12 protein-coding genes and 1 tRNA gene are annotated in these 12,253 nt (G+C 70.2%); 8 read left to right on the forward strand and 5 right to left on the reverse strand.

Annotated features, from left to right (window positions below; translation table 11 throughout):
• The 4 genes from H5J26_RS22265 to H5J26_RS22280 form a co-directional block, all read left to right on the forward strand.
• On the forward strand, nt 1–1,301 hold a 1,301-nt coding region (locus tag H5J26_RS22265; RefSeq protein WP_181767709.1), incomplete at its 5' end, for an AAA family ATPase.
• A gap of 98 nt (nt 1,302–1,399) precedes the next feature.
• On the forward strand, nt 1,400–1,762 hold the full coding sequence (locus H5J26_RS22270; protein WP_181767710.1) for a hypothetical protein: 363 nt from the start codon (nt 1,400–1,402) through the stop codon (nt 1,760–1,762).
• 164 nt (nt 1,763–1,926) lie between these two features.
• Nucleotides 1,927–2,688, forward strand: a complete 762-nt coding sequence (locus tag H5J26_RS22275; RefSeq protein WP_235980927.1) for a hypothetical protein — start codon at nt 1,927–1,929, stop codon at nt 2,686–2,688.
• Nucleotides 2,679–2,752: transfer RNA gene (locus tag H5J26_RS22280), tRNA-Lys, on the forward strand. The genes H5J26_RS22275 and H5J26_RS22280 overlap by 10 nt, the downstream gene beginning before the upstream one ends.
• A gap of 51 nt (nt 2,753–2,803) precedes the next feature.
• Here H5J26_RS22280 and H5J26_RS22285 read toward each other — a convergent pair.
• The gene (locus tag H5J26_RS22285; protein ID WP_181767711.1) at nt 2,804–3,223 is read right to left on the reverse strand and encodes a nuclear transport factor 2 family protein; all 420 of its coding nucleotides are present in this window, start codon (nt 3,221–3,223) and stop codon (nt 2,804–2,806) included.
• A gap of 50 nt (nt 3,224–3,273) precedes the next feature.
• Between H5J26_RS22285 and H5J26_RS22290 the strand changes: the two genes are divergently transcribed.
• Nucleotides 3,274–3,756, forward strand: coding sequence for a MarR family winged helix-turn-helix transcriptional regulator (locus H5J26_RS22290; protein ID WP_181767712.1), 483 nt, complete (start codon nt 3,274–3,276; stop codon nt 3,754–3,756).
• 49 nt (nt 3,757–3,805) lie between these two features.
• On the opposite strand, the gene H5J26_RS22295 is transcribed toward H5J26_RS22290, so the two are convergent.
• Entirely contained in the window at nt 3,806–4,996 is a 1,191-nt protein-coding gene (locus H5J26_RS22295; RefSeq protein ID WP_181767713.1) for a M6 family metalloprotease domain-containing protein, read from the reverse strand.
• Between the two features lie 426 nt (nt 4,997–5,422).
• On the opposite strand from H5J26_RS22295, the gene H5J26_RS22300 reads away from it, so the two are divergent.
• Nucleotides 5,423–7,282: an EAL domain-containing protein gene (locus H5J26_RS22300; RefSeq protein ID WP_181767714.1), complete on the forward strand. Its 1,860-nt coding sequence runs from the start codon at nt 5,423–5,425 to the stop codon at nt 7,280–7,282.
• Between the two features lie 71 nt (nt 7,283–7,353).
• On the opposite strand, the gene H5J26_RS22305 is transcribed toward H5J26_RS22300, so the two are convergent.
• From H5J26_RS22305 to H5J26_RS22315, 3 genes are all read right to left on the reverse strand, one after another.
• On the reverse strand, nt 7,354–8,451 hold the full coding sequence (locus H5J26_RS22305) for an LLM class flavin-dependent oxidoreductase (RefSeq protein WP_181767715.1): 1,098 nt from the start codon (nt 8,449–8,451) through the stop codon (nt 7,354–7,356).
• A gap of 133 nt (nt 8,452–8,584) precedes the next feature.
• Entirely contained in the window at nt 8,585–9,328 is a 744-nt protein-coding gene (locus H5J26_RS22310) for a decarboxylase (protein WP_181767716.1), read from the reverse strand.
• Between the two features lie 215 nt (nt 9,329–9,543).
• A complete protein-coding gene (locus H5J26_RS22315; RefSeq protein ID WP_181767717.1) occupies nt 9,544–10,500 on the reverse strand; it encodes a decarboxylase in 957 nt (318 codons plus the stop codon).
• 216 nt (nt 10,501–10,716) lie between these two features.
• Between H5J26_RS22315 and H5J26_RS22320 the strand changes: the two genes are divergently transcribed.
• Both H5J26_RS22320 and H5J26_RS22325 read left to right on the forward strand, forming a co-directional pair.
• Nucleotides 10,717–11,682 carry a D-2-hydroxyacid dehydrogenase gene (locus H5J26_RS22320; RefSeq protein ID WP_181767718.1) on the forward strand — a complete coding sequence of 322 codons (966 nt, stop codon included), beginning with the start codon at nt 10,717–10,719 and terminating at the stop codon, nt 11,680–11,682.
• A 130-nt stretch (nt 11,683–11,812) separates the two neighbouring features.
• The coding region (locus H5J26_RS22325; RefSeq protein WP_268933124.1) for an amidase family protein at nt 11,813–12,253 on the forward strand (441 nt) is incomplete at its 3' end.

The following is a 12,253-nucleotide window of genomic DNA, read 5'->3' on the forward strand; positions in this document are numbered from 1 at the left end:
TCCTCCACGACACGCTGCACGGATCCGACCGCGGAGTCGTGGTCGACTCACCGCCGGGCGCCGGGAAGTCGACCCTCGTCGTCCACGCCGCCCGTGAACTGGTCGCCGCAGGACGCTCCTTGATCGTGATCGCCCAGACCAACGCCCAGGTCGACGACCTCGTCGACCGACTGGCCACCGCCGACCCGTCGCTGCCTCTGGGCCGTCTGCACAGCAGCGACCCGCATCCCTACGATCCGGTGCTCGACGGTCATCCCGACGTCGTCCCGTCCGCCAAGATCGCCGACCTTCGCGAGCTGCCCGTCGTCGTCTCCACGGCGGCGAAGTGGGCCTGGGTGAAGACGGAGACCCCGTGGTCGCACGCGATCGTGGACGAGGCCTACCAGATGCGCTCCGACGCGCTGCTCGCCGTCGCCGGGCTCTTCGAGCGGGCCCTCTTCGTCGGCGATCCCGGCCAGCTCGACCCCTTCAGCCAGGTCGGCGCCGACCAGTGGGCCGGCCTGACCTACGACCCCTCGGCGAGCGCCGTCACCACCCTGCTGTCCCACAATCCGGGCCTCCCCCAGCACCGCCTGCCCGTCTCCTGGCGGCTGCCCGCCTCCGCGGCACCGCTGGTCTCGGCCGCCTTCTATCCGTACACGCCCTTCCGCAGCGGAACCGGGCCCGGCGAGCGGGGCCTCTCCTTCGCCGCCGAAGGTGCCGGCTCCCCCGCCGACCGCGTCGTGGACGAGGCCGCCGGCTCCGGATGGGGGCTGCTGGAGCTGCCCGCCCGGCTGACGCCGCGTACGGACCCGGAAGCCGTCGCCGCTCTCGCCCAGGTCGTACGCAGCCTGCTCACCCGCGAGGGGTCCACGAGCGACGAGCGTTCATCCCAGCCGGCGCCCCTCACCGCCCAGCGCATCGCCGTCGGCACCGCTCACCGCGACCAGGCCGCGGCCGTACGCGCCGCTCTCGCCGGGCTCGATCTGCCCGACGCGCTGCACGCCGCCGACGTCACCGTCGACACCGCGAACCGGCTCCAGGGACGGGAGTTCGATGTGACGGTGGTGCTGCACCCCCTGTCGGGGCGTCCGGACGCGACGGCGTTCCATCTGGAGACGGGCCGGCTGTGCGTCCTGGCCTCACGGCACCGGCACGCCTGCGTCGTGGTCTGCCGCGCGGGCGTCGCCGAGCTCCTCGACGACCATCCGAGCACCGAGCCGGTCCAGCTCGGCGCCACCGTGAAGTTCCCCGACGGCTGGGAGGCGAACCACGCCGTGCTCTCCCACCTGTCGGCGCACACCGTGCCCTGGCGACCGTGAACCCCACCGTGCGCCGGACGCCCTGGTGAGCGCGACCTGCACACGGGAGGGGATAAGCGGGACAATGGTCGGCGGCCACTACAGATGGAGGTAAGCACATGCCCGAGCCGCATTCGGCTCCGGACCCGCGTGGGGGCACCCCGCGGTTCCGTCGTCCTGCACCGCTGCTCTTCGAGCCCACGGAGAGCAAGGAGAACTCGGAGCAGTTCTTCGACCTGGACGCGATCTCCGACCCTCGCGAGCTGCTGGAGCGCTCGACCGAGCTGGCTCTGGCGTTCCGCGCCGCCGCCGACCGTGCGGTGGAGTTCCAGGCGATCGCCGCGGCACAGCTCGCCGATCCCAAGCGCTTCGACCGTCTCTCCGATGCGGCGATCGCCGAGCGCGCGGACTGGGCGGAGGACTACGCCCGGAAGATGATCGAGTTCGGACGGGAGCTGCTGGCCGACCGCGGACCGCAGTAGCGGCTCCGGCGGCAGCAGCCTCCCAGGCCTCGCTCGCGTCCCACCCGTATCACTCGGTGACGGGGCATATGCAGGCCGTGCAAGATACCCGAGATCGCTCGCTGTTGTCCGTTTTTCGACGGACGGTTAAAAACAGAACAGCTTTTACGGTATTTCTGTATCCCATGAGTGACTGGCAGTGGGGGACGCCCCCTCAGCACGCCCGCCCCGTCGGCGACCCCGACCTCCTCGAGCTGATCCGGGACACGAGCACGCGCCGTACCCCTGGCGCCTCGGGTCCCTCCTTCGTCACCCACGCCGGCGCCGACTGGCTCGCGTCGGCCAGCGTCTTCCCCGAGAGCGTGCACGCGCTCTGGCGTCACCGCCCCACCTCCCCGCGCGTCCTCCCCTGCGGCACCGCCTTCGACGTGGTCAGCGCCGCCCCGCTCCTCGGCCGCCGCCTGCTGGAGCGCTTATGGGCGACGGGCCCCGGAAGCGGCCCCGTCGCCGTCCACCGGAACCGCCTCCTTCTCTTCGCCGCTCCGGGCACCGCCCAGCGGCTCCCCTCCCTGCTCGCCTGGGGGGAGTGGCGGGAGCGATGGGAGAAACCGGACCCCACGACGGGGTCAGGTGAATCTGCTGAAACGTTCCCCTCGTTGCTCTGCCACGGCCTCGGGGACTCCGTGACGATCCCCGCCCTGATCCCGGCCTCTCATGACGAGCCGGACAGCAACTCCCGCTGGCTCGTGGCGCCGGACACCGGCAACCCGTGGCTGCCCGGTCCCGAGGTTCTGCTCCGGGCCTGCCTCCGCTCCCGCGGGGAGTGCCGCACACGGCTCCGTCAGCCGCCCGTACGCGCAGGTCGTGGCCCCGCGTCCGCCGAACTATCGATTTTCGAAACAGCGGATCGTGATGCTAAGGTCTACGACGTCACCAGGCGCCGCTAGCTCAGTTGGTTAGAGCAGCTGACTCTTAATCAGCGGGTCCGGGGTTCGAGTCCCTGGCGGCGCACAGACAATCGAAGGCCCCCTCGCCTCAGGTGAGGGGGCCTTCGACGTGTGCTCAGGCGGAGGCGACGGGCTCGTAGCAGTCGTAGCTGCGCTGAGCGGTGATCCTGCCCTCGTCCAGTTCGAGGAACGAGGCGATGTGGGCCCGCAGGACATGCCCTGCGGGCAGCTCCCCCACCCTGACGGCGAGAGTTCCGGTCCAGACGGCTTCGAGCGCGACCCTGCCGTCCGCGGCGACCGCGCTGACGACCTCGAAGGTCTGCTCACTGACGGCCTTGCGCCCGGACTCGGCGGCCTCCTTCATGCCCGCGAGGTCCCGGACGGCTCCGTCCGGAAGAAGCAGATTGGGCAGCTCACGGTGGACGACGTCCTCATGGAAGAAGGAGGCCAGCTCCTCTCCGGTGGCGAAGCGGGAGACGGCCCGGAGATAGCGGAGCACCGTCTCGACGTCGGGGTGCTTCTGAATCGTGGACATATGAACAACCATAGTTGCACAACTAAGGTTGAGTAAAGCAGGCTTCTCTCATGCAGCACTCCGTGGAACCCGGCGACCTGGACACCGCCACCCTCGCCCTGTTCGTGGGCTTCGCCGCATCCGGCCTCGTCCAGGACCGGCTCACCGACGACGGCTTCAGCGACCTGCGCTTCTCCCACGGCTACGTCTTCCAGCACCTGATCGAGGCACAGCCCACCATCGGGGAACTCGCCGCCGCACTGGACATGACCCAGCAGGGAGCGTCGAAGGCGGTCGCAGAACTCGAACAGCTCGGATACACCGAGCGCGTCCCCGACTCCCGGGACGCCCGCGTGCGCCGCGTGCAGCTGACGCCTCGCGGGCGGGAGGCGGTGGAGGCGTCCCGCAGAGCGCGCGCGGCGCTGGAGGAACGGCTCGCCGGCAGGTTCGGAAAGAGCAGGCTCGCGGAGCAGAAGAAGATGCTGGCGCAGCTGCTCGACGAACTGGGCGGCACCGCGGCCGTACGGACCAGGGGCGTGAGGCCTCCGCGCTGAACCACCCCGGCCCGGGCCCGTACCGACGACGGCGGCCCGGGCCCCCGGGCTAGACGGCCCCGTCCTTCCGCGTCACCTTCACCCGCCATCCGTCCTTCGCGCTGTGCCCGGTGACTTCCACGCGCACCCCGCCCCCGCGATCCGTCGTGAAGCTCTCACCCTCACCGAGCGGGGCGTCCGCCAGCGACGGGTAGACCGAACCGTTGGTGCAGGCACGGGTTCCGGGGTGACCGTCGACGACCTTGACCGGGCCGTACGTAGAGGCGCGGTCGCTGCGCACCCAGTACATGAGCACCCCCTGGGAGCACAGCCCGCGGTCGTTGCCCTCGGAGTCGCGGGCCTCTATCGCCAGGGCCTCGTGCTGACCGGTACGTACCACTGCCAGCCTCCTGTCCCGCGGTCCTCGGAGCGGATGGCTCCCCAGCGGGCGCAGGGTGTGGACGGTGGAGCCCCGGCCGGACGGTACGCAGCTGACGTTCTGCCTTCCGAGCCAGCCGAGTTTCCACTTCTCCCAGGCGAAGAGGTCGGGGGCGAGTCCGAACTGGCTGCCCATGAGGTCCCAGTCGCCCACGTAGGTGTCCCAGTCGGCCAGGCCCGAGACGGGGCGCTGGTAGAGGTCCGGCAGGTCGAAGACGTGGCCGGTCTCGTGGGCGAGGACGTGGCGGTCGGGCGGGCTCTGCTCGAAGACCGTGACGAGGCGGCGCAGTTCGGCGCCGTCGGCCTGGATGGGGGTGTCGAAGTTGACGACCTTCGTCGCGTCCGAGTCGACGCCCCGGGCGTCCGGATCCGCGACGAGGTAGACGAGGTCGTAGCGGCTGAAGTCGATCTCCGGATCGGCCGCCGCGATCGCGTCCCGCAGGTACTGGGTCCGCTGCCGGGCTTCCCAGTCACGCTCTATGCCGTAGGAGCGCGAACTGGAGGGCATCCGGATCCAGTGCTTGACCGGGTGGGTGCGGAGCTGGAACTTCCCGTAGGAGGCACGGGAGAAGAATTCGGAGGTGGCCGGGAAGTGATCGTCGGCCAGCTCGTCGGGGGTGGCCAGCGGCTTCGCGTCCGGGAAGGACAGGAAGAGCATCGCGGCGTCTATGCGGCGCTCGGGCCGCGGATAGGCCGTGTCCCAGCTGTCGACACCGAGGGAGTGGTGGGCGCCCGTTCGCGGTAGGGCACACGGCGCGGCGACTGCTGCCGCGGTCGCCGGCCCCGCGAAGAGCGCCATGCCTATGAATGCGGTGAGGGCCATCAGGACAGACCCCGTCCGGCGCCAACCGCACCGCACGGAAGATGCCCTGCGCGAGCCGTACCTCCGCCATTCCGCCACGTGTCGACCTCACTGGAGCAGGGAGTAAGGACCCTTCAACCCTTGCCCGGAATGTCCGTGACGTCCTGTTCCGTTAGACCATGCGCGTGAGCGGCAATATGACTACTGTGTGTGATGCGCAGCGGAAGGTGCTCAGACCTGATTTCGCACTCCTGCAGGAACGGTCACCCTCGTGTGTGCCCTCTCGTCTCACCCGTACCAACGACCCGGTGAGAGGCCATGCTTGCTGGCTCCGCTCACGCCTGAACCTCTATGATCGGCACATTTCCAGCGCGGATCGCCGCATGGCGCCTCGGGCCTACCGCCCGGCTGATTCGCACGCGACGAGCCCCCCGGCGGGAGCGACTGGTGAACGGATCCAACGAAGGACCGGGCAAGGACTCCGGCGACGCCATCGGAACTCAACCGCAGAAGGACACGGAGCGTAGCCGCCCACTGAGCGGATGGCACAACAGAACCGAGTGGCGTGGGCGGAAGCGCGACAGCGATTTCCGGGCAGCTTTCAACGCCGCACGCCTTGCCATGGCCATCGTCGACCGCGACGGCCGGGTCGTCAGTGCGAACAACGCTCTCGGCACTCTTCTGGGTGCCTCACCCGAGTCCCTCGTCTCGACGTCCCTGACCGATCTCCCCTCGCTCGGTCTCGACGGAAGCACCCTGCGCAGCGCCTTCGACCCGGCGGCGTCCCCGTACGCGAGCGCGGGCACCGGTGCGCGGGGCAGGCACAGCGTCCGCGCGGGCGCCGGAACGCCCGAGGTCCGGCGGATGAGCTGCACGAGGCGAGTGAAGAACCCCGACGGCCACACCCTCTGGGCCGAGATCACGCTCACTCCGACCGCACACGACGGCGAGGCCCTGCTCTCCGTCGCCGACGTCAGCGAGGAGCGCGATCTGCGCGAGAGCCTGCGGCATCTCCAGATGCACGACCCGGTGACCCGGCTGCCCAACCGGACGCTCTTCTTCGAGCGGCTGGCGACGGCCCTCTCGGACACCGCGACCGGCCGCGTCGGGATCTGCTACCTCGACCTCGACGGCTTCAAAGCGGTCAACGACACCCTCGGACACCGCGTCGGCGACGAGTTGCTCGACGCGGTCGCGCAACGGCTCACCCAGTGCGCGGAGGTCGGCGGCCAGAGGCACCTGGCCGCTCGGCTCGGCGGCGACGAGTTCGCGCTGCTGGTCGACGGCTCGACCGGTACGGATCAGCTCACGGCTCTCGCGGACGCCGCGCTCAAAGCTCTCCAGCAGCCCTTCGAACTGGGCGGGCAGCGGCTGACGGTGTCAGCGAGCATCGGCGTGGTGGAGCGCGAAGCGCGGGGCACCGGGCCCACCGAGCTGATGCAGGCTGCCGATACGACGCTGTACTGGGCGAAGGCCGACGGCAAGGCCCGCTGGACGCTCTTCGACCCGGAGCGCAACGCGCACCGCATGACCCGGCAGGTCCTCTCCGCGGGGCTGCGCGGCGCGGTCGAGCGGGGCGAGTTCGTACTGGACTACCAGCCGATCGTGGGCTTCGACGACGACACCCTGAGGGGCGTCGAAGCCCTGGTGCGCTGGCAGCATCCGCAGTTCGGCAAGCTCGGACCGAACCGTTTCATCGGGCTCGCGGAGGAGAACGGCGCGATCGTGCCGCTGGGCCGCTGGGTCCTGGAGGAATCGTGCCGCCAGGCCAGGGACTGGATGCTGGAGCACAAGGGGCCGCCGGTCTACGTCAGCGTGAACGTGGCCGTGCGGCAGGTGTGGGACTCGGACCTGGTCAAGGACGTCGGCCGGGTTCTCGAGCAGACCGGACTGCCTTCCGGGCTGCTGCAGTTGGAGCTGACCGAGTCGGCCGTCATGGGCTCGGCCGGACGTCCCTTGCAGGCCCTTCAGGCGTTGAGCGAGATGGGCGTGCGCATCGCCATCGACGACTTCGGCACCGGCTACTCCAACCTCGCCTACCTCAGCCGGCTTCCGGTGCGGGCTCTGAAGCTGGACGGATCGTTCGTGCGGGGCTTCCGTGCCGCCCGGCACCCCAACCCGGCGGACGAGACGATCGTCACCGCGCTCGTGCGGCTCGCCCACCAACTGGGCCTGACAGTAACTGCCGAGTGCGTGGAGAACTCGGCGCAGGCGGACCGGCTGCGGCGCATCGGCTGCGACACCGGGCAGGGCTGGCACTACGCCAAGCCCATGCCCGCACACTGCATCTCGGCACTGCTTCGCTGACCGGCCGGCCGCTTCTGCGCTGACGGCCGGCGCCGGCCCGTCAGCCGAACCCGCTCCGGCCCGGTGCGGGCTCAGTCCAACCCGTAGGCGTCCGCGATGAGTTCGAAGGAGCGGACGCGGGCGGCCGGGGTGTGGACGTTGGCCGTGAGCATCAGTTCGTCGGCACCGGTGCGCTTGACGAGGGCGTCGAGTCCGTCGCGTACGGCCTCGGGCGTGCCGTAAGTCACGTTCGCCAGCCAGCTGTTCACGAACTCGCGCTCCACAGCACTGAATTGATACTCCTCGGCCTCCTCGGGCGTGGGGACGAGGCCCGGCCGGCCCTTGCGCAGCCGCAGCATCCCCAGTGCGCCGGTGAGCACTTGGCGATACGCCTGCTGTTCGTCGTCCGCGGCGAGCGCTGCCGCACCGATCACGGCGTACGGGGAATCGAGCACCGCCGACGGGCTGAAGCTCTCGCGGTAGAGCTCGAGCGCCGGAAGCGTGTTGGCGGCCGAGAAGTGGTGCGCGAAGGCGAACGGGAGCCCCAGCCTGCCTGCCAGTTGGGCGCTGAACCCGGACGAGCCGAGGAGCCACACGGGAGGCCTGGAGACCTCGCCCTGAACCGGCCCCGGCACGGCGTGGATACGGGCGTAGCCGTGACCGTCCGGGAAGCCGTCGTCGAGGAAGTGGATCAACTCGGCCAGCTGCTGGGGGAAGTCGTCCGCTCCACCTCCCCTGCCGGACGGGCCGGTGCGGCGCAGGGCGGCCGCGGTCGCGCTGTCCGTACCGGGTGCCCGCCCGAGACCGAGGTCGACACGGCCGGGAGCGAGCGCTTCCAGCGTGCCGAACTGCTCGGCGATGACCAGCGGCGCGTGGTTGGGCAGCATCACACCGCCCGAACCGAGCCGTATGCGGTCGGTGTGGGCGGCGAGGTGGCCGAGGATCACGGCGGGCGAGGAGCTCGCGACGCCGGGCATGGAGTGGTGCTCGGCGATCCAGTACCGCGTGAAGCCCCGCCGCTCGGTGAGCCGTGCGGTCTCCACGGTGGCCCGCAGGGCGTCGGCGGACGTGTAGCCCTCACCGACGTTCGCGAGGTCCAAGACGGAGAGCGGGACGGGAGCGCTGCCCTTCGCCTCGCCCCGGATGCGGTCGCTGCCGCTGCCGGTTGCTGTGGCCTCTACGTCGTCCACGGGTGCCGCCTCCCTCGACTTGCTGGTGCCTTCCGCAGAGTCAACGGCAGGCGGCGGCGATCTCTTCCCGTGGACGGTCGTCTCTTCCCCGGCCGGACGGTCCTCTTCCGGCCGGAAGGAACGGCGTTCGGTGTCAGACGGTGAAGAGCTTGCCGAGCGCCGGGCAGCGAACCGACATGTCCAGCAGGCGCAGCCCCTCCCAGACGGTGACCTGGTTCGCGGTCAGCACCGGCTTGCCCAGAGCGGCCTCGATCTCCTCGATCCATGCGGCGCTGTGCAGGGCGGTGTCCGGGAGCAGCACGGCCTCGGCCTCGGGGTGGTCGCCGCCCCGCGCGAGGGCGAGGACCTCCTCCTTGCCCCAGGTGCCGACCTCGGCGGCGGTGATGATGCCGCTGCCGCGCATCGAGACGACCTCGGTGCCCGCGGCCTTGAGGAACGCGGTGAAGAGCTCACCGACGTCCTCCGGGTATGTGGCCCCGATGGCCACCCGCTCCGCGCCCAGCGCCCGTACGGCGTGGGCGAAGGCGAAGGACGTGCTGGAAGCGGGCAGCCCCGCGGTGGCCGACAGCTCACGCACCTGCTCGTGCGCGCCCTCCCAGCCGAAGACGAAGCTGGCGCTGGTGCAGGACCAGACGACGGCCTGCACGCCGTACTGCTTGACCTCTTCGACCTTGGCGGCGAGACGCTTGGCCGAGCCCATCTCCAGAAGGGCGTCGGCACGGTGAGCGTCCTCACCGATGTCGGTGTGGACGAGCGGCAGCCGGACGTCGGCGCCGGCGTCCGCCAGGATGCCTTCGAGTCGCGGGTAGTCGTCCTCGGCCGAGAAGCCGGGGTAGAGGAATCCCACCGCCTGCGACTGCGCTGCCGCCTGAGCCATCTACGCCTCCTGAGTCCTCTGATGTGCGGTGCCTGATGAGGTTGCTTGCGCCCGCCGGTGCTCCGGCGCCGTGCCCGTACGGCCCGGGGTTGCGGACGTGCGGGCACGGGTGAGCGCCGGACCTTCAAGTCCGGCGCCCTTCTTGTGGTGGTGTCGTCGTCGCTGTCGCGACCGTGTGCACGGCTACGGAGTGCCGCAACTCACACGCTCGGCCGTCACACCGGCGGCTGGCTGCCGCCGCCCCACTCGTCCGTGTAGCTCGACGGGTAGGTCGGGTCGAATCCCTCGAGCGGCTCGCCGCTCTCGGCGCCCGCGCTCGCCAGCGCGGCCTCCGGTTCGACTGTAAGCGCCGGCTCGACCGACTCGACGGGCTCGGCCGACTCCGGCTGAGTGACCGGCAGGGTCGGGGACGGGGTCATCGCTGCCGGGCCACGGCGTGCGACCGGGTCGAGCAGCGCCTGGTACGGCCCCACGGCTTCCTTGCCGAGGCGGCGCAGCGCGTCCCACATCGTCACCTGGTTCGCGGAGAGCACAGGCATGCGCAACTCCGCTTCCAGCTGCGGGATGACGTCGTACGTGGGCAGGTTCGTGCAGCTGATGAAGAGGGCGTCCGGTGCGTCGGCGACCGCTTCGCGGGCCATGTCGACGACGTCCCGGTAGGGCACGCGCCAGATCTCTTTGGTCAGCCCGAGGTAGCTGCGGCCGGTGACCGCGATGCCGGCCTCACCGAGGTAGTCCTCCAGTGAGTCGGTGACCGACTTCGTGTACGGCGTGACGAGAGCCACGCGCCGGGCGCCGATCTCCTGCAGGGCGGCCAGCAGGGCGCCCGAGGTCGTCAGCGAGGTGATCTCGCAGGCCGCTTCCATGGCGGCGGTCATCGACCGCTCGCCCGCGGTGCCGCCGACGAAGCTGCCGGAGGTGCAGGCGTAGGCCACCACTTCGGGGGCAACCGCGTACAGAGCTTGTACGGCCTCGCGCAGCGTCTCGTGTTCGCTGACGAGGCGGGCCTGGTCGAGGCTGACCTCGACAGGGACGAAAGGAGTGCGGGTCAGGTGCAGCGACACGTCGTCGGGCACCCACCGCCACAGCTCACGGTCGAGAGCGAAGTCGAACGGGGCGACGATTCCGACACCGCGTTGTGGCTGCGGTCCGCCGAGGAAGGAGACATCCATTAGCTGAGCCCCAAAGAACGGAGGGGTGGCCTGAGGCCAGAAGGGAAAACAAAGAAGCCGGCATTAGCCGGAACGCCGGGACAGATGCCTTCATTGACGACGGTAGTTTGCGCTACCTACCGTGGTCAATCCTTGCATCTGGACCGGGATCCCGCCGTGGAGTTGCGCCATCTCGATCAGTCAACCGCCCCCTCGTTTCGAAGTGGTTTCCTGCCGATGACCGAGCCCACCCTCCTTGTTCTCGACACCGATCCGCTGCCGCGGCTCGACCGCCTCTCGGGCCGTGCCCGAGTCGTCCACGCGGACGAGAAAAGCCTGGTCGAGCACCTTCCGCAGGCCGACGTGCTGCTCGTGTGGGACTTCCTGTCCGACGCCGTGAAGCAGGCCTGGCCGGGGGGTGGTCCGCGCCCTCGCTGGGTGCACACCCCGAGCGCCGGAGTCGACCGTCTGCTGCCCGAGCTGGCGGCCTCACCTGAGACCGTGATCACAAACGCGAGGGGGGTCTTCGACCAACCCATCGCCGAATACGTGGCGGGTCTCACTCTGGCTTTGGCCAAAGATTTTCGCGGCAGCTGGGAATTGCAGCGCGAGCACCGTTGGCAACACCGGGAGACAAAAAGGGTCGGCGGCACCCGAGGTGTTGTCGTCGGGTCCGGACCAATTGGAAGGGCAATTGGCCGGACACTCATGGCACTGGGTGTCACCGTGGACCTCGTCGGGCGTACGGAACGGACCGGCGACCCGGAATTCGGACGCGTACACGGCAACGACGCGCTGGGCGGACTGCTCGGTGACGCAGACTGGATCGTGTGCGTCGCCCCGCTGACGGAGGAGTCGCGAGGCATGTTCGACGCCGCGGCCTTCGCCCGCATGAAGCCCGGCGCGCACTTCATCAACGTCGGCCGCGGCCAGCACGTCGTCGAGGGGGACCTGGTGGAGGCGCTCACCTCCCGCCGGATCGCCGGGGCCGCGCTGGACGTCTTCGCCGAGGAGCCGCTCCCCGCCGACAGCCCGCTGTGGGAGGTGCCCGGGCTCGTGATCTCGCCGCACATGAGCGGCGACACGATCGGCTGGCGCGACGACCTCGCCGAACAGTTCCTCGACAACTTCGACCGCTGGGAGGCGGGAGAGCCCCTGCTGAACGTGGTCGACAAGGGGCTCGGTTACGTTCCCTCGACCTGATCCACTCTCGACGCCGCCCCGTGCCGGACCGGCACGGCGGGGCACCTTCGGGGCTGCGCCCCGGCGCCCGTCGCGGGACTCCTCCGAACCACTCACCGGCACCCTCGGCCACAACTCGAAAGGCTCCGCCATGTCGGATCTCAGCAGCCTCACCGCCGCGCAGCTCGTTGCGGGGTACACGACAGGAGATTTCTCCCCCGTCGAGGTGGCACGTGCGGCACTCGAACAGGCCGAGAAAGTACAGCCGCACGTGAACGCCTTCGTGAGCATCGACCGCGACTCGGCACTCGCCCAGGCCCGCGAATCGGCGGAGCGCTGGAGCCGTGGTGAGCCCCAGGGCCCGCTCGAGGGTGTCCCGGTGACGGTGAAGGACATCCTGCTCGAGCGCGGAAAGCCGACCCTCCGCGGCTCCTGGTCCTCCTCGGCCGACGGCCCGTGGGAGGAGGACGCACCCTCCGTCGCGCGCATGCGCGATGCCGGAGCGGTGTTCCTGGGCAGGACCACGACACCCGAGTTCGGCTGGAAGGGCGTGACGGACAGCCCGCGTCACGGCGTCACCAGGAACCCGTAC

Origin of the sequence: Streptomyces albidus (ex Kaewkla and Franco 2022) (assembly GCF_013870515.1) — a bacterium.
In the GTDB taxonomy this organism is placed as follows: domain Bacteria; phylum Actinomycetota; class Actinomycetes; order Streptomycetales; family Streptomycetaceae; genus Streptomyces; species Streptomyces albidus.